The organism is Neorhizobium sp. T25_13, assembly GCF_002968675.1.
Taxonomy (GTDB): domain Bacteria; phylum Pseudomonadota; class Alphaproteobacteria; order Rhizobiales; family Rhizobiaceae; genus Neorhizobium; species Neorhizobium tomejilense.
Genome location: NZ_PVBI01000005.1, coordinates 130,171 through 151,451, shown reverse-complemented (window position 1 = coordinate 151,451; position 21,281 = coordinate 130,171). Strand labels below are relative to the sequence as shown.

At 62.3% G+C, this 21,281-nt stretch carries 18 protein-coding genes; 16 read left to right on the top strand and 2 right to left on the bottom strand.

All coding sequences use genetic code 11. The features are described from left to right. Window positions 1–17: 17 nt before the first annotated feature. A complete protein-coding gene (locus tag C5J22_RS13445) occupies window positions 18–2,315 on the bottom strand; it encodes an NADP-dependent malic enzyme (RefSeq protein ID WP_105404200.1) in 2,298 nt (765 codons plus the stop codon). Window positions 2,316–2,512: 197 nt separating this feature from the next. On the opposite strand from C5J22_RS13445, the gene mutS reads away from it, so the two are divergent. From mutS to murJ, 4 genes are all read left to right on the top strand, one after another. After that, window positions 2,513–5,161, top strand: coding sequence for a DNA mismatch repair protein MutS (gene mutS / locus C5J22_RS13440; protein WP_245440371.1), 2,649 nt, complete (start codon window positions 2,513–2,515; stop codon window positions 5,159–5,161). A gap of 122 nt (window positions 5,162–5,283) precedes the next feature. After that, window positions 5,284–6,312 carry an AraC family transcriptional regulator gene (locus C5J22_RS13435; RefSeq protein ID WP_172746616.1) on the top strand — a complete coding sequence of 343 codons (1,029 nt, stop codon included), beginning with the start codon at window positions 5,284–5,286 and terminating at the stop codon, window positions 6,310–6,312. Window positions 6,313–6,424: 112 nt separating this feature from the next. Continuing rightward, on the top strand, window positions 6,425–9,262 hold the full coding sequence (locus C5J22_RS13430; RefSeq protein WP_105438626.1) for a [protein-PII] uridylyltransferase: 2,838 nt from the start codon (window positions 6,425–6,427) through the stop codon (window positions 9,260–9,262). A 24-nt stretch (window positions 9,263–9,286) separates the two neighbouring features. Next, the gene (gene murJ, locus C5J22_RS13425; RefSeq protein WP_105438625.1) at window positions 9,287–10,855 is read left to right on the top strand and encodes a murein biosynthesis integral membrane protein MurJ; all 1,569 of its coding nucleotides are present in this window, start codon (window positions 9,287–9,289) and stop codon (window positions 10,853–10,855) included. Here murJ and C5J22_RS13420 read toward each other — a convergent pair. Then, window positions 10,852–11,292, bottom strand: coding sequence for a DUF882 domain-containing protein (locus C5J22_RS13420; protein ID WP_046667417.1), 441 nt, complete (start codon window positions 11,290–11,292; stop codon window positions 10,852–10,854). The genes murJ and C5J22_RS13420 overlap by 4 nt on opposite strands. 375 nt (window positions 11,293–11,667) lie before the next feature. Here C5J22_RS13420 and C5J22_RS13415 point away from each other — a divergent pair, with 375 nt between their 5' ends. The 12 genes from C5J22_RS13415 (at window position 11,668) to C5J22_RS13360 (ending at window position 21,252) form a co-directional block, all read left to right on the top strand. Beyond that, the gene (locus C5J22_RS13415; RefSeq protein ID WP_105438624.1) at window positions 11,668–12,066 is read left to right on the top strand and encodes a VOC family protein; all 399 of its coding nucleotides are present in this window, start codon (window positions 11,668–11,670) and stop codon (window positions 12,064–12,066) included. Between the two features lie 97 nt (window positions 12,067–12,163). Beyond that, window positions 12,164–13,228, top strand: coding sequence for a tryptophan--tRNA ligase (gene trpS, locus C5J22_RS13410; RefSeq protein ID WP_105438623.1), 1,065 nt, complete (start codon window positions 12,164–12,166; stop codon window positions 13,226–13,228). 134 nt (window positions 13,229–13,362) lie between these two features. Next, entirely contained in the window at window positions 13,363–13,842 is a 480-nt protein-coding gene (locus C5J22_RS13405; protein ID WP_038539180.1) for a universal stress protein, read from the top strand. Between the two features lie 115 nt (window positions 13,843–13,957). Then, window positions 13,958–14,524, top strand: a complete 567-nt coding sequence (locus tag C5J22_RS13400) for a NifU family protein (RefSeq protein ID WP_105438622.1) — start codon at window positions 13,958–13,960, stop codon at window positions 14,522–14,524. 18 nt (window positions 14,525–14,542) lie between these two features. Next, window positions 14,543–15,208: a tRNA (adenosine(37)-N6)-threonylcarbamoyltransferase complex dimerization subunit type 1 TsaB gene (tsaB, locus tag C5J22_RS13395; protein ID WP_105438621.1), complete on the top strand. Its 666-nt coding sequence runs from the start codon at window positions 14,543–14,545 to the stop codon at window positions 15,206–15,208. Window positions 15,209–15,225: 17 nt separating this feature from the next. Continuing rightward, a complete protein-coding gene (locus tag C5J22_RS13390; RefSeq protein WP_105424817.1) occupies window positions 15,226–15,720 on the top strand; it encodes a GNAT family N-acetyltransferase in 495 nt (164 codons plus the stop codon). 41 nt (window positions 15,721–15,761) lie between these two features. Next, window positions 15,762–16,190 (top strand): Fur family transcriptional regulator, encoded by a 429-nt coding sequence (locus C5J22_RS13385; protein ID WP_046603134.1) that lies wholly within the window; start codon window positions 15,762–15,764, stop codon window positions 16,188–16,190. Continuing rightward, window positions 16,187–16,990, top strand: a complete 804-nt coding sequence (locus C5J22_RS13380; protein WP_105438620.1) for a 1-acyl-sn-glycerol-3-phosphate acyltransferase — start codon at window positions 16,187–16,189, stop codon at window positions 16,988–16,990. The genes C5J22_RS13385 and C5J22_RS13380 overlap by 4 nt, the downstream gene beginning before the upstream one ends. 43 nt (window positions 16,991–17,033) lie before the next feature. Continuing rightward, the gene (gene miaB, locus C5J22_RS13375) at window positions 17,034–18,446 is read left to right on the top strand and encodes a tRNA (N6-isopentenyl adenosine(37)-C2)-methylthiotransferase MiaB (RefSeq protein ID WP_105438871.1); all 1,413 of its coding nucleotides are present in this window, start codon (window positions 17,034–17,036) and stop codon (window positions 18,444–18,446) included. Window positions 18,447–18,471: 25 nt separating this feature from the next. Further along, window positions 18,472–19,527, top strand: a complete 1,056-nt coding sequence (locus C5J22_RS13370) for a PhoH family protein (protein WP_105438619.1) — start codon at window positions 18,472–18,474, stop codon at window positions 19,525–19,527. An 18-nt stretch (window positions 19,528–19,545) separates the two neighbouring features. Further along, complete coding sequence (gene ybeY, locus C5J22_RS13365; RefSeq protein WP_105438618.1) at window positions 19,546–20,055, top strand: rRNA maturation RNase YbeY; 510 nt, start codon at window positions 19,546–19,548, stop codon at window positions 20,053–20,055. Window positions 20,056–20,064: 9 nt separating this feature from the next. Next, window positions 20,065–21,252, top strand: a complete 1,188-nt coding sequence (locus C5J22_RS13360; RefSeq protein ID WP_105438617.1) for a hemolysin family protein — start codon at window positions 20,065–20,067, stop codon at window positions 21,250–21,252. Window positions 21,253–21,281: the final 29 nt, after the last annotated feature.

Genomic DNA, 21,281 nt, shown 5'->3' with positions numbered 1-21,281 from the left:
TCCCGTTTACAAGAAACTCACGTTCCGGCGTTGTAGGCCGCGATCGCCGCCATGTTGACGATGTCGCTGTCCTTCGCCCCCATCGAGGTGATCTGCACCGACTTGTCGAGACCGACAAGCAGCGGGCCGATCACCGTCGAAGCGCCGAGTTCCTGCAACATGCGGGTCGAGATCGAGGCGGAATGGATCGCCGGCATGACCAGCACGTTGGCTGTGCCCGAGAGCCGGCAGAACGGATATTGCTCCATCCGGTGCGAATTGAGCGCCACGTCCGCGCCCATTTCGCCGTCATATTCGAAATCCACGCGGCGCTGGTCGAGGATCTTGACCGCCTCCCGAACCCGTTCCGACCGTTCGCCGATTGGCTGGCCGAACGTCGAATAGGCGACGAGCGCGACACGCGGTTCGTAACCCATCCGCTTTGCGACGCGGGCGGCTTCGACGGCGATGTCAGCAAGATCCTCGGCATTCGGCATGTCGTGGACAGCCGTGTCGGCGACAAAAATCGTCCGGCCGCGCGCGATCACCAGCGATACGCCGATTATCTTGTGCCCCGGCTTCGGATCGATGCAGCGGCGGACGTCCTGGAGCGCCGTCGCATAATTGCGGGTCGTGCCGGTCACCATCGCATCCGCATCGCCGATGGCGACCATCGTCGCGGCAAAATGGTTGCGGTCGTTATGGATAAGGCGCTGGACATCGCGGTGGAGGAAGCCTTCACGCTGCAGGCGGGCATAGAGGTGGTCGATATAGGCATCGACACGATTGGAGAGGCGTGCATTGACGACCTCGATGCCGGGACGGTCGAGATCGATGCCGGCCTTTTCCGCCGTCGCGCGGATGACGTCGTCACGCCCGAGAAGGATGGCAGTGCCGAGCTTCTGGTTGGTGAAGGAAATCGCCGCACGCATGACCTGCTCTTCTTCGGCCTCGGCGAAGACAACCCGTTTCGGGAAGCGGCGGACGCGCTCGTAGATGCCTTGTGTGGTCGCGGCGATCGGATCGCGGCGGGCGGAGAGTTCTGAGGCGTAGGCGGCAAGATCGGCGATGTTCTTGCGGGCGACGCCGCTTTCCATCGCCGCTTCGGCAACGGCGACCGGGATCGCCGAGATGAGGCGCGGATCGAACGGGACCGGGATGATGTATTGCGCCCCGAAACGGGGGCGGTTGCCCTGGTAGGCGGCGGCAACATCGTCAGGCACGTCTTCGCGGGCGAGATTGGCGAGCGCGTTGACGGCGGCGATCTTCATCGCGTCGTTGATCTGGCTGGCCCGCACGTCGAGCGCGCCACGGAAGATATAGGGGAAACCGAGCACGTTGTTGACCTGGTTCGGATAGTCCGAACGGCCGGTCGCCATGATTGCGTCGTCGCGGATGCGGGCGACTTCTTCCGGCGTGATTTCCGGATCGGGGTTGGCCATCGCGAAAATGATCGGCCTGTCGGCCATGGAGCGGATCATCTCTTCGGTAAAGGCGCCCTTTTGGGAAAGGCCCAATACGACATCCGCGTCCTTCATGGCCTCGGCGAGGGTCCGCTTGGCAGTGTTCACCGCGTGGGCGGACTTCCACTGGTTCATGCCTTCGGTGCGGCCCTGATAGATGACGCCCTTGGTGTCGCAGAGGATGATATTTTCCGAATTGAAGCCCATCGCCTTGATGAGTTCGACGCAGGCGATTGCCGCAGCACCAGCGCCGTTGCAGACGAGCTTGGTGGTCTTGAGGTCCCGGCCGGTCAGCTCCAGCGCATTGATCAGGCCGGCAGCGGCGATGATCGCGGTGCCGTGCTGGTCGTCATGAAAGACCGGGATGTCCATCAACTCGCGCAGGCGGCTCTCGATGATGAAACATTCCGGTGCCTTGATATCCTCGAGATTGATGCCGCCGAAAGAGGGGCCGAGGAACCGCACGCAGTTGATGAACTCGTCGACATTCTCCGTATCGACTTCAAGGTCGATGGAATCGACGTCGGCGAAGCGCTTGAACAGCACGGCCTTGCCTTCCATCACCGGCTTCGAGGCAAGCGCTCCGAGATTGCCGAGGCCGAGGATCGCCGTGCCGTTGGAGATGACCGCCACCATGTTGCCGCGCGTCGTGTAGTCATAGGCGGTTGCCGGGTTTGCGGCGATTGCCAGGACAGGCACGGCGACGCCTGGCGAATAGGCGAGCGACAGGTCGCGCTGGGTAGCCATCGGCTTGGTGGGATTGATTTCGAGTTTACCCGGGCGGCCTTCCGAATGGAAATCGAGTGCTTCCTGTTCGGTCACGGAAGCCCGCGCACGTGCGGCCTTCCCCGTGGCCTTGTCCTTAGCAGGCATGTCTCCTCCAGCTTTTTGTGGGCAGCCGTCCTCTAGGCCGCGGCAGATGTTGTCTTTCAGGTGCCTTCATCGATAGTGTCGCAAGTTCCAGCGCGCAACAAAAAATCGGTTCCGTGACCCAGTTTGAAAGATTCCCCATCGAAGCCCTGAATACTGCCGAGCTTGCCTCGGAGGAAAGTCGCGCGTCGGCAACGCCGATGATGGAGCAATATATCGAGATCAAGGCGAACAATCCGGGTTCGCTGCTCTTCTACCGCATGGGCGATTTCTATGAACTCTTCTTCGAGGATGCGGTCGATGCGTCGCGTGCGCTCGGCATCACGCTCACCAAGCGCGGCCAGCATCTCGGCCGCGAAATCCCGATGTGCGGCGTTCCGGTGCATGCTGCCGACGACTATCTGCAGAAGCTGATCTCGCTCGGTTTCCGCGTCGCCGTCTGCGAACAGGTGGAAGACCCGGCGGAAGCCAGGAAGCGCGGCTCGAAATCGGTGGTGAAGCGTGACGTCGTCCGGCTGGTGACGCCGGGCACGATCACCGAGGAAAAACTTCTTTCGCCCTCCGAGTCGAACTACCTGATGGCGCTTGCCCGCATCAAGGGTGCCGCCGAACCGCTTCTGGCACTCGCCTGGATCGATATCTCGACCGGCGTCTTCCGGCTGGCGGAGACCGATCAGTCCCGGCTGCTCGCCGATATCCTGCGCATCGAACCGCGTGAACTGATCCTGCCGGATACGATGTTTCACGACGCCGAGCTCAAACCCGTCTTCGATGTGCTCGGCAAGGTCGCGGTGCCGCAGCCGTCCGTGCTCTTCGACAGCGCCAGCGCCGAGGGCCGCATCACCCGTTATTTCGGCGTCGGCACGCTCGACGGGTTCGGCAATTTTTCGCGTGCAGAGCTCGCCGCCGCGGCGGCAGCCGTCGCTTATGTGGAAAAGACGCAGATCGCCGAACGTCCGCCGCTCGGACGCCCCGAGCGCGAAAGCGGCGCCTCGACGCTGTTCATCGACCCCGCCACCCGCGGCAACCTGGAACTGACCAAGACCTTGTCGGGGGAGCGTGAAGGCACGCTCCTGAAGGCGATCGACCGCACGGTGACCGGCGGCGGGGCTCGCCTGCTCGCTGAACGGCTGATGTCGCCGCTGACGGATCCCGACCGCATCAACCGACGTCTCGACTCCATCTCCTTCCTGCTCGAAGAGCCGTCGCTCTGCAGTGAACTGCGCTCCGGGTTGAAGCACGTTCCGGACATGCCGCGCGCCTTGTCGCGCCTGGCGCTCGACCGCGGCGGCCCACGGGATCTCGGCAGTATCCTGCAGGGGCTGGAAGCGGCCCGCGGTGTCGCGGGCTTCCTTGACCGTGCCATGCTGCCCGAGGAGCTGGGGCAGGCGCTCGACGACCTCAAGGCCTTGCCGCTTCATCTGGAATCCATGCTCGGCAATATGCTGGCGCAGGAACTGCCGCTCCTGAAGCGCGACGGTGGCTTCCTCGCCGACGGCGCTCATTCGGAACTGGACGAGGTGAGGGCGTTGCGCGACCAGTCGCGCCGGGTCATCGCCGCGCTCCAGCTCCAATATGCCGAGGAGACGGGCATCAAATCGCTGAAGATCAAGCACAACAACGTGCTCGGTTATTTCATCGAGGTGACGGCCGGCAATTCCGGCACGATGACCGATACGCCGGAGGGCAAGGCGCGCTTCATCCATCGTCAGACCATGGCAAGTGCGATGCGCTTCACGACGACGGAACTTGCCGATCTCGAAAGCCGAATCGCCAATGCGGCCGACAAGGCGCTAACCATCGAGCTCGAAGCCTTCGACAGGATGGTCGCAGCCGTGACCTCGGAGGCGGAGGCAATCAAGGCCGGCGCCCGGGCGCTGGCGGTGATTGACGTCGCGGCAGGCCTTGCCATGCTCGCCGACGAATGGAGTTACCGCCGGCCGGTCGTGGATGCCTCGCGCATGTTCGCGATCGAAGGCGGCCGCCATCCGGTGGTGGAGCAGGCGCTGCGCAGACAGTCCGTCGGCCCGTTCATCGCCAATGACTGCGATCTCTCGCCGCATAATGGCGGTGAGTTCGGCGCGCTCTGGCTGCTCACCGGTCCGAACATGGGTGGTAAGTCGACCTTCCTACGCCAGAACGCGCTGATCGCCATCCTCGCCCAGATGGGTTCCTTCGTTCCGGCGACGTCCGCCCATATCGGCATTGTCGACCGGCTTTTCTCCCGCGTCGGCGCTTCGGACGATCTGGCCCGCGGCCGCTCCACTTTCATGGTAGAGATGGTCGAGACCGCCGCCATCCTCAATCAGGCGAGCGACCGTTCGCTGGTCATCCTCGACGAGATCGGCCGTGGAACGGCGACCTTCGACGGCCTGTCGATCGCCTGGGCGGCAGTCGAGCACCTGCACGAGGCGAACAAGTGCCGTGGCCTCTTCGCCACCCACTTCCATGAGCTGACCGTGCTTTCGGAAAAGCTGAACCGGCTTTCCAACGCCACGATGCGGGTGAAGGAATGGGATGGCGAGGTGATCTTCCTGCACGAAGTCGGCCCCGGTGCTGCCGACCGTTCTTACGGCATTCAGGTCGCGCGGCTTGCAGGCCTGCCCGACTCGGTGGTCGCCCGTGCCCGCGACGTGCTGACCAAGCTCGAGGATTCCGACCGTAAGAACCCCGCGAGCCAGCTGATCGACGACCTGCCGCTCTTCCAGGTCGCGGTCCGCCGCGAAGAAGCCAAGCGCGCCGGGCCTTCCAGGGTCGAGGACGCATTGAAGGCCATCAACCCGGACGACATGACCCCCCGCGAGGCTCTGGACGCGCTTTATGCGCTGAAGAAGCAGCTCAAGGCCTAACGTTTCGACAGCGGTTTCCATTGATGTGCCGCATCAAAGCAGTCGACCCACCTGCCTTTCGACCCGGAACGTGATAAAGGCCTCCGAGATCATGATCGAGGCCGTTTCATCGGGTATCCTGCGTGTTGTCCGTTCCCTTGCCTTTTCTTGCCGGCCTCGTCTTCGCGCTGACGCTTTATCGCAGCCTGAAGGGCGTCGAACTGCCCGGCACGCGGCGTTATTTCCATGCCTTCCTTGTGCTTTATGCATTTCAAGGCGTCGGCGTAGGGCTGCGCTTCGGCTACGGCGTCAATGGATTGGTGCCCTTACTGCCGATCACCGCGTCCATTATGCCGCCGCTTGCCTTCCTGGCGTTCCGCGGCCTGACCGCAAAACCCCTCGATCGGCCCTGGTTGCACGCCGTGGTGCCCGGTGTCGTGGCCGTGGCGGTTGGCTTCTTCCGCGATCTTGTCGACCCGCTGCTGCTGGTGATCTTTTTCGCCTATGGCGTTGCGCTTTACCGTCTGACCCTTTCGGGCGACGACGTGATGGCGGAGGCCTCCCTGCAGCGGGTTCGCCCAGCCGTGCGCGCCGCCCGATTGACCGCGGGCCTGATGCTGTTCTTCGCCGTCAGCGATGCCGCACTGGCGGTTTACACCGATATCTACGGCTCAGGCGATGTACCGTTGGCTGTCACAATGATGAACCTCGCGGCGATAGCCGCCGTGATCGTCTATTATTTCGCCCCCGATTTCTCCCGGCCCAAACAAAGTGCCGTTTCCCCCGCACTCAAGCCGACTGAAGAAGACAAGGCCACGTTATCCCGTATCGAGGCGGCGCTGGAGGAGGGCGAGCTTTACAGGAGCGAAGACCTGAGCCTTGCCAAGCTTGCCCGCAAGGCGAGGCTTCCGGCCCGCGAGGTCTCTGCCGCCATCAATCGGGTCACGGGGCTGAATGTCTCGCAGTTCGTCAACGACCGCCGCATCGCTGAAGCCTGCCGCCTCTTGCGAGAGACCGAGCGGACGGTGATCCAGATCATGCTGGACGTCGGATTTTCGACGAAATCGAACTTCAACCGTGAATTCCGTCGGGTGACGGGGACGAACCCCAAGCAGTGGAGGGCGGAGGCAAGGGCCGCGCAAGACGCCGGTGCCAGAAAAACATCGGCTTGAAGTTCGACGCAGGAAGCAACAACTTTGAAACGTCCGATGATGATAATCGTTGGTCAAGGTGCCTCAAAACGATTATAGCCTCCCTCCGCAGGCCGGGCACCGGCAGGATAACATGGCCAGACACGACATCGATTTTTCTGAACTTCTCGACGTGGCCCGTCTTCGGGCCGATTGCAGGGCGATCGTCACGGACAAGGATCGCCCTCAGCTCGAATTGCGGGCGGCGCTTCTGCCGTTGCTGCGCCGGGCAAGCGTCGAGGGCCGCGAAAAGGCCCGCCAGCTCCTTTCCAAGGACGGCAGCGGGCTGAATTGCGCCCGCCGCATCTCCTGGCTCCAGGACCAGCTGATCCGCGTTCTCTACGAGACGATTGCCGAGGGCCTCTATAGCGAGGGCACGGATATCGCCGTGGCGGCCGTCGGCGGTTACGGCCGCGATACGCTGGCGCCGGGTTCGGACATCGATCTCCTGTTCCTGCTGCCCCCCCGAAATACCGAGACCATGCGCAAGGCCGTCGAGTTCCTGCTCTATGTGCTGTGGGACATGGGCTTCAAGGTCGGCCATGCGACCCGCACCGTCGAAGAATGCATCCGTCTTTCCAAGACGGACATGACGATCCGCACCGCCATTCTCGAAAGCCGTTACATCTGCGGCCGCGAGGCGCTGGTGAATGACCTCGAGAGCCGTTTCGACAAGGAAATCGTTGCCGATACCGGTCCGGAATTCATCGCCGCCAAACTTGCCGAGCGCGACAATCGCCACGAGAAGGCCGGCGATACGCGCTATCTGGTCGAGCCCAACGTCAAGGAAGGCAAGGGCGGCCTGCGCGACCTTCACACCCTCTTCTGGATCGCCAAATATTATTACCGGGTTCGCGAAACAACCGAGCTCGTCAAGGTGGGCGTTCTTTCCCGGGAGGAAGCGCGCTCGTTCGAAAAGGCCGACGACTTCCTTTGGGCGGTGCGCTGCCAGATGCATTTCCTGACCGGCAAGGCCGAGGAGCGTCTCTCCTTCGACATCCAGCGCGAGATCGCAGAGAGCCTCGGTTATCACTCGCGCCCCGGCCTCTCCGCGGTCGAGCGCTTCATGAAGCACTATTTCCTCGTGTCGAAGAATGTCGGCGATCTGACCCGCATTCTCTGCGCCGCGCTGGAGGAGCAGCAGGCGAAGGCGGCACCCGGCCTCACCAACCGCGTCATCTCACGCTTCACCAAACGTCTCCACAAGATCCCCGGCACCGTCGAATTCGTCGTGGACCGCGGCCGCATCACGCTTGCCGATCCGAACGTCTTCAAGCGCGATCCGGTCAATATCATCCGCTTTTTCCATGTGGCCGATATCAACGGGCTGGAACTCCATCCCGATGCGCTGAAGCGCATGACCCGCTCGCTCTCGCTGATCGACAACGATGTGCGCGAGAACGAGGAGGCCAACCGGCTTTTCCTCTCGATGCTGACCTCGCGGCGTGATCCCGCGCTGATGCTGCGCCGGATGAACGAGGCGGGCGTGCTCGGCCGCTTCATTCCGGAATTCGGCAAGGTGGTCGCGATGATGCAGTTCAACATGTATCATCACTATACGGTCGACGAGCATCTGATCCGCTCGGTCGAGGCGCTCTCGGAAGTGGACAAGGGCAAGGCTGCCGATATCCACCCGCTCGCCAACAAGGTGATGCCGAGCGTCGAAGAGCGCGAGGCGCTTTACGTTGCCGTGCTGCTGCACGACGTCGCCAAAGGCCGCCAGGAAGATCATTCGATCGCAGGCGCCCGCATCGCGCGCAAGCTTTGCCCGCGTCTCGGCCTCAATGCCAAACAGACCGAACTCGTCGTCTGGCTGATCGAAGTGCATCTCCTGATGTCGATGACGGCCCAGACCCGCGACCTGCACGACCGCAAGACGATTACCGACTTCGCCGAAAAAGTGCAGTCGATGGACCGGCTGAAGCTGCTCTTGATCCTGACCATCTGCGATATCCGCGCCGTCGGCCCGGGTGTGTGGAACGGCTGGAAGGGCCAGCTGCTGCGCACGCTCTATTACGAGACCGAGCTGCTGCTCTCGGGCGGCTTCTCCGAGGTGTCGCGCAAGGAGCGCGCCAAGGTTGCCGAGGAGGAGCTCGTCAAGGCATTGGCCGACTGGAGCGCCAAGGACCGCCGCACCTATTCGAAACTGCATTACCAGCCCTACCTCCTGTCGGTCTCGCTGGACGACCAGGTCCGTCACACGAAGTTCCTCCGAGACACGGACAAGGCAGGCCAGGCGCTTGCCACCATGGTGAGAACCGATAGCTTCCACGCCATCACCGAGATCACCGTCCTGGCGCCGGACCATCCCCGCCTGCTGTCGATCATTGCCGGTGCCTGCGCCGCGGCCGGCGCCAACATCGCCGATGCGCAGATCTTCACGACCTCGGACGGGCGGGCGCTCGACACCATTCTGATCAACCGCGAATTTCCGGTGGATGAGGACGAATTGCGCCGCGCCGGCACGATCAGCCGGATGATCGAGGACGTGCTGTCGGGCAAGAAGCGGCTGCCGGAAGTCATCGCGACGCGTGCCAAGTCCCGCAAGCGCAACAAGACCTTCACCATTCCGCCATCGGTCATTCTCTCGAACGGCCTGTCGAACAAGTTCACGGTCATCGAGGTGGAATGCCTCGACCGCACCGGCCTGCTTGCGGATATCACCGCCGTGCTCGCCGATCTCTCGCTCGACATCCATTCGGCACGCATCACCACCTTCGGCGAAAAGGTCATCGATACCTTCTATGTCACCGATCTCGTCGGCCAGAAGGTCGTCAACGAGAACCGCCAGGGCAATATCGCGGCGCGGCTGAAGGCTGTGATGTCCGAGCAGGAGGATGAACTGAGAAGCGGCATGCCGATGGGCATGATCGCGCCAGCCCCCAATCCGGACCAGGCGTCCCAGCCGCGCAAGTCCAAGGCCAGCGTGTGAGTTTCGTCCGATGAGCCTTTCCCGATGAGCCTAGTCCGGAAATTCGCGACAGTCGGCGGAGCGACCCTCGGCAGCCGGATTTTCGGTTTTGCGCGCGAGACCTTCATGGCGGCAGCGCTCGGCACCGGCCCGATGGCCGACGTCTTTTATGCGGCCTTCCGCTTTCCGAACCTCTTCCGCCGGCTGTTTGCCGAGGGCGCCTTCAACGCCGCCTTCGTGCCGCTGTTTTCGAAAGAGATCGAGGCGAACGGCGTCGAGGGCGCCAAGCGCTTTTCGGAAGAGGTTTTCGGCGTTCTCTTTTCCGCCTTGATGATCATCACCATCGTCATGGAACTGATGATGCCATGGCTGGTGGAATGGATCATCGCACCGGGCTTTGCCGACGATCCCGAAAAGACCTCCATCACCATCCGCTTAGCAGTGGTGATGTTCCCCTATCTGATGTGCATGTCGCTGACGGCGATGATGAGCGGCATGCTCAATTCGCTGCATCACTTCTTTGCGGCCGCCATCGCTCCGGTCTTCCTGAACGTGGTGATGATCGCGGCGCTGCTCTACGGCCTCTGGACCCATGCCGATCCGCTGACCATCGCCTGGTATCTCTCCTGGAGCGTCCTGGCCGCCGGTATCCTGCAGCTCGCGGTGGTTTATGCCGGGGTTCGCCATGCCGGCATCAACATCGGCTTCCGTCGCCCCAGGATGACGCCGAACGTGAAGCGCCTTCTGGTGCTGGCCGTGCCGGCGGCCGTCACCGGCGGCATCACCCAGATCAACCAGATCATCGGCCAGGCGATCGCGTCCGGCAAGGAAGGCGCGATCGCCGCCCTCCAGTATGCCGACCGCATCTACCAGCTCCCGCTCGGTGTTGTCGGCGTCGCCGTCGGTGTCGTGCTCCTGCCGGAACTTGCGCGCGCCTTGAAGGGCGGGCACCTCAAGGACGCCGCCAATACCCAGAACCGCTCGATCGAGTTTGTGCTGTTCCTGACGCTTCCGGCCGCAGCCGGGCTTTGGATCCTGTCGGATGCGATCATCCGCGTGCTTTACGAGCGCGGTGCCTTCTCCGCCGAAAACACCTCGGTCGTCGCCGGAATCCTTGCGATCTATGGCATAGGCCTGCCGGGCTTCGTGCTGATCAAGGCGCTGCAGCCCGGTTTTTATGCCCGCGAGGACACCAGGACGCCGATGCGTTTCACAATGCTCTCGGTCGTCATCAATTCAGGCCTGGCGATTTCGCTTTTCCCGCTGATCGCCGAGCGCGGCATCGCGACGGCCGAGGCTGCGGCGGGCTGGACGAATACCATCCTGCTGTTTTCGACGCTCGTCTGGCGCGGCCATCTCACCTGGGAATGGGCACTCGCGAGGCGGACGGCCCTGCTGCTCGTCTCGACCGCGATCATGTCCGCAGCGCTGATCTATGCGCTCCGCCATGCCGGCCCGTGGCTGGTCCCGGACGCCCTGCTGATCCATCAGGTCGCAGCGCTCTCCTGCCTGCTTGTCCTGGCGATGGCCGTCTATTTCGCCTGCGCCTTCCTGATCGGCGGCGCCGACATCGGCATGATACGCCGGAACATCAAGCGGAAGCCGAAGGCCTAGCCCCGCTTGCGCCGCCCGCAATATGCCCACCGGCGTTTCGGCCCGACATCCACATGGACGATGCCGTTGCAATAGCGGCCGATGCCGCCGATGCCGGGTGCGCTGGCCGCAGCGGCGAGGATTGCGCGTTCCGATACCCCCGGCACCCGGATGTCGGCCGCATAACAATGACTATGCTGCGACCTGCCCGAATGCGGCCGATGACCGGACGTGACCATCGGTTTGTGGCCGGTCTGTCGCGCGATATGCGCAAGGATGGCCCCCAGTTTTTCCGGAAAGCAACTCGTGCGAACGCTGACCCGCTGCACGGTGAAGAAGGCTGAATAATCGTGTTTGAAGGAGGTACTTCTTCGCTTTTGGCTTTCGCCAGCTTCTGCGGTGACATTCAAGCCTAGCGCCAATAGGCAGGAAAGCGCGACGCGAAATATGATGCGCATGGGGATCCCCCGAGGACAGACCGTGTCGTTCATGACCGGTTAACCGTGGTACGCTTGGGTATTTCCTTTCCAAAAGGGGCGCGAATAAGGAGACTTTTGCTCAGAAATGGGATTGTGGCTGCCTAAAAGACTAACATCCGTTAACCTATTCGGAGGCACCCCAGGAAAGATTTTTCCTTTAGGAGTATTGACGTAGGCGAGATGCTCCCGAAGAGGTAGCCCTTTCCCGGCCCTACCTCGAATGGTTATGGTGGTGGTTCTTTTGTCGCTGTAGTGTTTTGGGAGGCGCCCTTAAGCGGTCTTCCACCCTTGCCAGGACCGCCGTCGCCCGCAATTTCCGGTCGGCTGAAATTCAATCGAGTCCGGAGTTTTTTGATGCCCGTCCAATCGCTGTTTCTGGTGGCCCTGATCGTCGACGACTACGACCGGGCCAAGGATTTTTATTGCGGCGGCCTCGGCTTCGATTGCCTGGAGGACAGCGTGCAGCCGGAGGGCAAGCGTTGGGTCGTGGTGAAGCCGAAGGGCAGCGAGGGCGCGGCACTGCTGCTGGCTAAGGCCGTCACCGACACGCAGAAGGCGGCAATCGGCAACCAGACCGGCGGCCGGGTCGGCTTCTTCCTGAAGACCGACGATTTCGCCCGCGATCATGCCGCCATGACCGCCAAGGGCGTCCGTTTCCTCGAGGAGCCGCGCCATGAGGTTTACGGATCGGTGGTGGTGTTTGCCGATCCCTATGGCAACACCTGGGATCTGATTGAACACGCGGCTCGCTGATGCTCTTGATCCTCCGCGCTTCGCCGTGCATAAGCCCGCGCGTTAGCAACATGACCCTTCGGGTCTGGGGCCCTCCACCAGCCTAATTGAGGACGATATGAATACCTTCAAGCCGCTTGTCTTTTCCGGCGTCCAGCCGACCGGCAATCTCCATCTCGGCAACTACCTCGGCGCGATCCGCAAGTTCGTGGCGCTGCAGGAAAATAACGACTGCATCTATTGCGTCGTCGATCTGCACGCGATCACCGCGCAGCTCGTCCATGACGACCTGCGGGGACAGATACGCTCGATCGCCGCCGCCTTCATCGCTTCGGGTATCGATCCGAAGAAACATATCGTCTTCAACCAGTCGGCCGTGCCGCAGCATGCGGAGCTTGCCTGGGTCTTCAATTGCGTCGCCCGCATCGGCTGGATGAACCGCATGACCCAGTTCAAGGACAAGGCCGGCAAGGACCGAGAGAACGCCTCGCTCGGCCTGCTCGCCTATCCGAGCCTGATGGCCGCCGACATTCTGGTCTACCGCGCCACCCACGTGCCGGTCGGCGACGACCAGAAGCAGCACCTGGAACTTGCCCGCGATATCGCCCAGAAGTTCAACATCGACTTCCAGGAGAAGATCCGCGCCGCCGGCACCGGCGTCGACATGGTCGTTGGGGAGGAGCCGATCCATGGTTTCTTCCCGCTGGTCGAGCCGTTGATCGAGGGGCCGGCGCCGCGCGTCATGTCGCTGCGTGACGGCACCAAGAAGATGTCGAAATCCGACCCGTCGGATCTGTCGCGCATCAACCTGATGGACGAGCCGGAAGAGATCGCCAAGAAGATCCGCAAGGCCAAGACCGATCCGGAGGGCCTGCCGAGCGAACTCGAAGGCCTCAAGGGCCGCCCGGAGGCCGATAATCTCGTCGGCATCTATGCAGCACTTGCCGACAGGACCAAGGCCGACGTTCTCGCCGAGTATGGCGGCCAGCAGTTCGCGGTCTTCAAGCCCGCGCTGGCCGACCTCGCCGTGCACGTGCTCGCGCCGATTACCTCGGAAATGCGTCGCCTGATGGACGACACGACCCATATCGACGCCATCCTCAAGGATGGTGGCGAGCGCGCCCGCGCCCGCGCCGAGAAGGTCATGGGAGACGTCTTCGACATCGTCGGCTTCCTGCGCTGAGATTATCGGCCCTTTCAGGCCACGCAAAGATTGCATACCCGTCACGACATTCGTGGCGGGTTTTCATTTTTTCCGGTTGGTATAAGTTCCGCATCACGACTGCTTGGGTCGTCTACATGCGAAGGAGGGGCGGCATGGTATCGAAACGGCTTTCGCGGCTTGAAGGGCACCGGCGCAAGTTCATGGCGGTCATCGACGGCACGCCGGAATGTGAAAAGGCGGTCCACTACGCCGGGCGCCGCGCCAAGAACTCCAACGGCGGTCTCGTCCTGCTTTTCGTCATTCCCGAAGGCGATTTCCAGCAATGGCTGGGCGTCGAGCAGATCATGCGTGCCGAGGCCCGCGAAGAGGCCGATGCGGTGATGGCCAAGGCCGCCCAGAAGGTGCGCGATACGATCGGCATCGATCCGGAAATCGTCATCCGCGAAGGCAACGCCAGCGAACAGATCATCCAGCTGGTCGAGGAAGACCGCGATATCGCGGTCCTCGTGCTGGCGGCCGGCTCAACCAAGGAAGGGCCGGGACCCCTGGTGTCCGCCGTTGCGGCCTTCCCGATTCCCGTCACCGTGCTGCCCGATACGCTGACGGCCGAGGAAATCGACGCCCTGGCCTGATTGCGGACTTGATCTTGCACAGGCAAAGGAGCACTTGAACGAAAAGCTGATACGGCTTATCTTCTTTTGAAGAGTTCTAAATTTGCGAGGGGCGCCGGGCCCCAGGAGAGACGAGATGTTCATTCAGACGGAAGCCACCCCCAACCCGGCGACCCTGAAGTTCCTGCCCGGCAAAGTCGTCATGGAAAAAGGCACCGCCGATTTCCGCAACGCCGGCGAGGCGGAAGCATCTCCGCTGGCCGAGCGCCTGTTCGGCATCTCCGGCGTCACCGGCGTTTATTTCGGTTACGACTTCATCACCGTCACCAAGGACAGCGCCGAATGGCAGCACCTGAAGCCGGCGATCCTAGGCTCGATCATGGAGCATTTCATGTCCGGCGCGCCGGTCATGGGTGGCACGTCCACGCTTGCTGAAGCATCCGACGTGGAAGGCGAGTTCTTCGACGAGGACGACGAAACCATCGTCGCGACGATCAAGGAACTGCTCGAAACCCGCGTCCGCCCGGCCGTCGCCCAGGATGGCGGCGACATTACCTTCAAGGGTTTCCGCGACGGCACGGTCTACCTCAACATGAAGGGCGCATGCTCCGGCTGCCCGTCTTCCACGGCGACGCTGAAGCACGGGGTGCAGAACCTGCTCAAGCATTTCGTTCCGGAAGTGCAGGCCGTCGAAGCGCTCTGAGCCCGTCGGCACCGTTGAATGATTGTTCTCGCCATCGATACCGCCGGGGTGGATTGCTCCGCAGCGCTCTATGACAGCGCCGCGGGCAAAGTGCTGTCTGAAGTCACCGAGACGATCGGCAAGGGCCATGCCGAAAGGCTGATGTCGGTCATCGACGAAGCGCTCGCTGCAGCCGGTCTTCCCCTCAAAGCCGTCGAGCGTGTTGCAGTCGTCATAGGCCCCGGCTCTTTCACCGGCATTCGCGTCGGCGTTGCCGCCGCCCGTGGTTTCGCGCTCGCGCTCGGTGTCGAATCGGTCGGCGTAACAACGCTCGAAGCGTTGGCGCTCAAGTTTCTGGGCGAACACCCTGGCCAGCCGGTCGTTGTCGCCATGGATGCCAAGCGCAACGAGGTCTACACCCAGGCGTTTTCCGCCAACGGGGAAGCGTTGAGCCAACCCGCAGCACTTTCGCCAGAGGACGCTTCGGAACTTGGCCAGTCCCTCTCGGCGGTGATGACCGGCTCCTGGGTAGAGCACTCCCTTGGCAAGGGAGTTGCCGAACATGACGGGCGGGATCGCTTCGACATCGCCGTGGTCGCCCGCATCGCCGCTGAAAAACCTGTGGATGCGCAACGCCCCAAACCATTGTATCTTCGAGGACCAGATGCGAAACCGCAGACCGGTTTTGCCCTTGCCCGTTCGTGAATGTACAGACTGCGCCGATGCTCGATGATTACCTGACCTGGAAGCCGTATTTCGAAGTTGTGCCGATGGAGGCGAGCGATTGCCTGGAGATCTCCGAGCTGCATGGCCAGCGATTTCCGCGTCAGTGGAGTGACGGGGAGTTCCAGAACCTGCTCCTGCAGCAGAATGTCTTCGGTTTCGTCGCGCGTCAGACCAATGCGTTTTTCTCCAAGCCGCTCGGCGGTTTCGTTCTGTCGCGGGAGGCAGCCGGCGAGGCGGAGATCCTGACGGTCGCCGTCAACGAGAAATTCGGTCGGGTGGGGCTCGGCTGGCGTCTGATGCAGGCCGCCCTGCGCGAGGCGGCGGCGCGTGGTGGAGAGAGCATGTTCCTGGAAGTGGAGGCGGCGAATCGCCCTGCGGTCGAGCTTTACCGCAAGCTCGGTTTCCAGAAAGTGGGCGAGCGCCCCGCCTATTATGCCGGGCCGGACGGGACGCGATCCACGGCGCTTGTCATGAGCCGAGTTCTTCGTTAGTCCGTTAGTTTCTACAGGAACGTTTCGAAGGCCAAGACGACATGACAGACCTTTCCAAGACCCTGGAGGAGCTGTGTGCCGAGAAAGGCATGCGAATGACGGATCAACGCCGCGTGATCGCGCGCATCCTGCAGGAGTCCGTTGACCATCCGGATGTCGAGGAACTCTATCGCCGGTCCTCCAAGGTCGATCCGCGTATCTCCATCTCGACGGTCTACCGCACGGTAAAATTGTTCGAGGACGAAGGGATCATCGAACGTCACGATTTCCGCGACGGCCGCTCGCGTTACGAGACCGTGCCCGAGGAACATCACGACCATATGATCGATCTCAACACCGGCAATGTCATCGAGTTCCGCTCGGCCGAAATCGAGGCGCTGCAGGAGCGCATCGCCCGGGAGCACGGGTTCCGTCTCGTCGGCCACCGGCTGGAGCTCTACGGCATCCCGCTGGACAAGGACGATAAGTGATTACTTGGGCGCGGATCGGCTTCGTTTTCGTTGCTCTTTTCGCAGTTACGCTGGTCCTGTTGCCGTTTCAGCTCCTCGGCCTCGCCTTCGACCTCAAGATCCGCCGCTATATCCCGCGCTACTGGCATAAGACCGCCTGTTTTCTGCTTGGCATCCGCATTCACGTCCACGGAACGCTGGATCGCCGCCGGCCGCTGATGCTTGCCTGCAATCATGCCTCGTGGAAGGACATTCTCGTGCTCGGCGCAATCGCCGACGTGGTCTTCATTGCCAAGATGCAAGTGTCGGAATGGCCGGTCTTCGGCACGCTCGCCAAGCTGCAGAAAAGCATCTTCGTCGCTCGCGAGCAGAAGCGCCGCACCGGCGATCAGGTGAACGAGATCGCCGAGCGCATGGCAGCCGGCGAAATCGTCGTGCTTTTTCCCGAGGGGACCACTTCCGACGGCAATCGCCTTCTGGAGATCAAGTCGTCATTGTTCGGCGCTGCTGCCGCCGCGGTGCAGCGCACGCCGGAAGGTGTCGTGCATGTCCAGCCGGTGGCGATTGCCTATACCCGCATCCACGGCATGGCCATGGGCCGTTACCATCGGCCGATCGCGGCCTGGCCGGGTGATATCGAACTCGTGCCGCATCTGCTCGGCGTCCTGAAGGAAGGGGCGCTCGACGTGGACGTCGCCTTCGGGGAAACGGTCGATTTCCGCGCCGGCGACAACCGCAAGCACCTGAGCATGGCCGTGACGAGCCGGCTTCGGCGCATGCTGATCCGCCATCTGCGGGGCCGTGACTACGAAGCGCTCTAGGAAACGCTTCATTTCCGGGTCTTCTTGCGGTATGGAGCGAGCCATGAACGAACACGTCTCCCTTTCCGTGCCGGCCGACGAGCCAGCCCAGCGCCCGAATTCCCGCAAGGTCTTCATCAAGACCTACGGCTGCCAGATGAATGTCTATGATTCAGGCCGCATGAGCGATGCGCTGGCGGGCGAAGGCTACGTGCCGACCGAAGAAATGGGCGAGGCCGACCTCATCCTCCTCAATACCTGTCACATCCGCGAGAAGGCCGCCGACAAGGTCTATTCGGCGCTCGGGCGTCTTCGCGACATGAAGAAGGCACGCGCTGCCGAAGGTCGGGAGCTGATGATCGGCGTCGCCGGTTGCGTCGCCCAGGCAGAAGGCGAGGAAATCATCCGCCGTGCGCCGGCCGTCGACGTGGTGATCGGCCCGCAGACCTATCATCGCCTGCCGGAAGCGCTGAGGCGCGCCCGCGGCGGCAAGCCTGTCGTCGACACCGAATATGCGGTCGAGGACAAGTTCGAGCACTTGCCGGTTACCGAGAAGGCGAAGATCCGCGCCCGCGGCGTCACCGCTTTCCTCACCGTTCAGGAAGGCTGCGACAAGTTCTGCACCTTCTGCGTCGTCCCCTATACGCGCGGGTCGGAAGTTTCTCGTCCCGTCCAGCAGATCGTCGACGAAGCCTTGCGGCTTGTCGATGGCGGCGTGCGCGAGATCACGCTGCTCGGCCAGAACGTCAATGCCTGGCGTGCGGAAGGCCCGAAGGGCGGCGAATGGAGCCTCGGCGACCTGCTTTATCGCCTGGCGGAAATCCCGGGCCTCGCGCGTCTGCGCTACACGACCAGCCACCCGCGTGACATGGATGACCGGCTGATCGAGGCCCATCGCAACCTGCGCACCCTGATGCCCTACCTGCATCTGCCGGTCCAGGCCGGTTCGGACCGCATTCTGAAAGCCATGAACCGCCGCCACACGGGTGCCGAATATCTGCGCCTGATCGAGCGCATCCGTGAAGCCCGGCCGGATATCGCCATCGCCGGAGATTTCATCGTCGGGTTCCCCGGCGAGACGGATCGGGACTTCGAAGATACGCTGCGCCTCGTCGAGGATGTAAACTACGCCCAGGCCTATTCCTTCAAATATTCGACCCGTCCTGGCACGCCCGGCGCCGACCTCGGCGATCAGGTGCCGGAAGAGGTGAAGGCGGAGCGGTTGGAAAGATTGCAGGCCCTGCTCTTGAAACAGCAGGCCGAATTCGCCAAATCCTGCGTTGGAAAAGTCATCGACCTGTTGCTGGAAAAGCCCGGTCGCATGCCAGGACAGATAATCGGACGTTCTCCCTGGCTTCAATCTGTGAATGTTGATGCAAAAACATCGCAAATCGGTGACATTATCCAGGTACGAATCAGTGGAACCGGCCCGAACAGCTTGTTTGCCGACCCGGCAGAGAGTTTAATAGGAGCCTGAGCTAACATCGAGGAGCTTGCCCTACTTGAACGGACGTGAATTGGTTTCTTCATCCGCGCGCCAGCCCCGCACCGCCGCTACCGACGCCAATCACTTTGTCCTGACGTTCGAGAACAATAGGTTCGCCAGCGAGCTTTTCGGGCAATTCGATCAAAATCTCAAACTTCTCGAAGAGCGGCTTCACATCGATGCCAGGGCACGCGGCAATTCGGTGGCTATCTCCGGTGATCTGACGGCGACCAACCAGGCGCGCCGGGCGCTGGATTTCCTCTACGAGCGCATCCAGAAGGGCGGCTCGGTCGAGACCTCCGACGTCGACGGTGCGATCCGCATGGCGCAGGCGGCCGACGACCAGCTGCAGCTGCCGACGATGGAGAAAAAAGCCAAGCTCTCGATGAGCCAGATTTCCACCAAGAAAAAGACGGTAGTCGCGCGCACCCCCACCCAGGACGCCTATATGCGGGCGCTGGAACGGTCCGAGCTCGTTTTCGGCGTCGGCCCGGCCGGTACCGGCAAGACCTATCTCGCCGTCGCTCATGCCGCCCAGCTTCTGGAGCGCGGGGCTGTCGATCGCATCATCCTGTCGCGTCCGGCCGTCGAAGCCGGCGAGCGCCTGGGCTTTCTGCCCGGTGACATGAAAGACAAGGTCGATCCCTATCTGCGGCCGCTCTATGACGCTCTCTACGACATGATGCCGGGCGACAAGGTGGAGCGGGCGATCACCGCCGGCGTCATCGAAATCGCGCCGCTCGCCTTCATGCGCGGCCGTACGCTCGCAAACGCCGCCGTCATCCTCGACGAGGCGCAGAACACCACGTCGATGCAGATGAAGATGTTCCTGACCCGTCTCGGCGAAAATGCCCGGATGATCATCACCGGCGACCCGAGCCAGGTCGACCTTCCGCGCGGCGTGAAATCCGGCCTCGTGGAAGCGCTGCAGATCCTGAAGGGCGTCGAGGGCATTTCGGTGATCCGCTTCAAGGATACGGACGTGGTCCGCCATCCGCTGGTCGGCCGCATCGTCCGGGCCTATGATGCGCAATATGCCGTCCACGAGGAGAGCGAGGAAGGCGACCGGTAACGGTCGGCTCCAAACCTTATGCCCCAACTCGACATACAGATCAGCATTGAAGACGAGGGCTGGCCCGAAGAGCCGGCCCTTTTGGCCTTAAGCGAAAAAACGCTTGGCGCGGCGACCGAATTCCTGGCGGGCCAGGAAAAACAGCCATTCCCAAAAACCGCCCCGGAATTGTCGCTGGTCTTTACCGACGATGCGGCGATCAAGGAAATCAACGCCGAATGGCGCGGCAAGGACAAACCGACCAACGTGCTGTCTTTCCCGGCTTTTCCGCTCGAACCGGGCAAGATGCCGGGCCTGATGCTCGGCGATATCGTCATCGCTCGCGAGACGGTTGAGCGGGAAGCGGTTGATCTCGATAAAAGTTTCGAGGATCATCTGACCCATCTGCTCGTCCACGGTTTTCTGCATCTGTTCGGCTACGACCACATGCAATCGGACGAAGCGGAAAGAATGGAAGCGTTGGAGACTCGCATTTTGGCCACTCTTGGCCTATCTGACCCCTATGCGGGGCAAGACCCGATAGTATAGTCTGGACCAATGAACGACTTTTCGACAAACCCGACCCGTGAGGGCAAGGACGCCGACTCAAGTTCCTCGGAAGAGGGCAGTAGTCCGTCTCGAGCGGAAGCCCAAAAACACCAAAGCTCTTTCTGGTCGCGCGCCGTGAGGCTACTCAGGCCGTCGCAGGGCGAGAAGCTCCGCGAGGACCTCGCCGATGCGCTGATGACCGACACCAATATCAGCAATGCCTTTTCGCCCGAGGAGCGGGCGATGCTGCACAACATTCTCCGGTTCCGCGAGATCCGCGTCGAAGACATTATGGTGCCGCGCGCCGATATCGAGGCGGTCGACATGACCATGACGATCGGCGAACTGATGATCCATTTCGAGGAAACCGGCCGCTCGCGCATGCCTGTCTATAGCGACACGCTCGATGACCCGCGCGGCATGGTCCATATCCGCGACCTCCTGTCCTATCTGGCCAAGCAGGCGCGCAACAAACGCCGCACCAGCGCGCGCGCCGCACCCGCCCAGCCGATGCCGCTTGCCACCGACAAGCCGGAAAAGGCTGAAAAGACGGTGCGCACCCCGCGGCCTGCCTTCGATCTCGGTCGCGTCGATCTCGAGCAGACGGTTGCCGAAGCCGGGCTGATCCGCAAGATCCTGTTCGTGCCGCCCTCGATGCTCGCCTCCGACCTCATGCAGAGCATGCAGGCCGCCCGCACCCAGCTCGCGCTCGTCATCGACGAATATGGCGGGACCGACGGCCTCGTCACCCACGAGGATATCGTCGAAATGGTGATCGGCGACGTGGAGGACGAACATGACAATGAAGAGGTCATGTTCTCCCGCACCAGCGAGGACGTCTTTGTCGCTGATGCGCGTATCGAACTGGAGGAGATCGCCAAGGCGATCGGTTCCGATTTCGACATTCGCGACCGTCTCGAAGACGTTGATACGCTGGGCGGCCTGATCTTCTCCGCGCTCGGCCGTATTCCGGTGCGTGGCGAAGTGGTGCAGGCGGTGCCCGGTTTCGAATTCCATATCCTGGAGGCCGATCCTCGCCGCATCAAGCGCGTCCGGATTCTGCGCAAGCGGACGCTCGCGCGCCGCCGTCAGAAGGGGGAGGGCGAAATGCTGCTCACTGATCAGACGCCGACGACTGCCCTGCTGCCGGCGCCATCCGCTCAGGATGCCGACCGGCGCAATCACCAGGCTGAATGATCCCTGAGGTGTCCGCCTCTTTGACCTCA

What these genes read in the sequence shown, in the direction of transcription:
- murJ (WP_105438625.1), top strand. Translation starts at nt 9,287, where the DNA reads ATGAGCCTAGTCCGGAAATTCGCGACAGTCGGCGGAGCGACCCTCGGC.
- C5J22_RS13385 (WP_046603134.1), top strand. Translation starts at nt 15,762, where the DNA reads ATGACAGACCTTTCCAAGACCCTGGAGGAGCTGTGTGCCGAGAAAGGC.
- C5J22_RS13390 (WP_105424817.1), top strand. Translation starts at nt 15,226, where the DNA reads ATGCTCGATGATTACCTGACCTGGAAGCCGTATTTCGAAGTTGTGCCG.
- C5J22_RS13430 (WP_105438626.1), top strand. Translation starts at nt 6,425, where the DNA reads ATGGCCAGACACGACATCGATTTTTCTGAACTTCTCGACGTGGCCCGT.
- mutS (WP_245440371.1), top strand. Translation starts at nt 2,513, where the DNA reads ATGATGGAGCAATATATCGAGATCAAGGCGAACAATCCGGGTTCGCTG.
- trpS (WP_105438623.1), top strand. Translation starts at nt 12,164, where the DNA reads ATGAATACCTTCAAGCCGCTTGTCTTTTCCGGCGTCCAGCCGACCGGC.
- tsaB (WP_105438621.1), top strand. Translation starts at nt 14,543, where the DNA reads ATGATTGTTCTCGCCATCGATACCGCCGGGGTGGATTGCTCCGCAGCG.
- ybeY (WP_105438618.1), top strand. Translation starts at nt 19,546, where the DNA reads ATGCCCCAACTCGACATACAGATCAGCATTGAAGACGAGGGCTGGCCC.
- C5J22_RS13415 (WP_105438624.1), top strand. Translation starts at nt 11,668, where the DNA reads ATGCCCGTCCAATCGCTGTTTCTGGTGGCCCTGATCGTCGACGACTAC.
- C5J22_RS13405 (WP_038539180.1), top strand. Translation starts at nt 13,363, where the DNA reads ATGGTATCGAAACGGCTTTCGCGGCTTGAAGGGCACCGGCGCAAGTTC.
- miaB (WP_105438871.1), top strand. Translation starts at nt 17,034, where the DNA reads ATGAACGAACACGTCTCCCTTTCCGTGCCGGCCGACGAGCCAGCCCAG.
- C5J22_RS13400 (WP_105438622.1), top strand. Translation starts at nt 13,958, where the DNA reads ATGTTCATTCAGACGGAAGCCACCCCCAACCCGGCGACCCTGAAGTTC.
- C5J22_RS13360 (WP_105438617.1), top strand. Translation starts at nt 20,065, where the DNA reads ATGAACGACTTTTCGACAAACCCGACCCGTGAGGGCAAGGACGCCGAC.
- C5J22_RS13420 (WP_046667417.1), bottom strand. Translation starts at nt 11,292, where the DNA reads ATGCGCATCATATTTCGCGTCGCGCTTTCCTGCCTATTGGCGCTAGGC.
- C5J22_RS13445 (WP_105404200.1), bottom strand. Translation starts at nt 2,315, where the DNA reads ATGCCTGCTAAGGACAAGGCCACGGGGAAGGCCGCACGTGCGCGGGCT.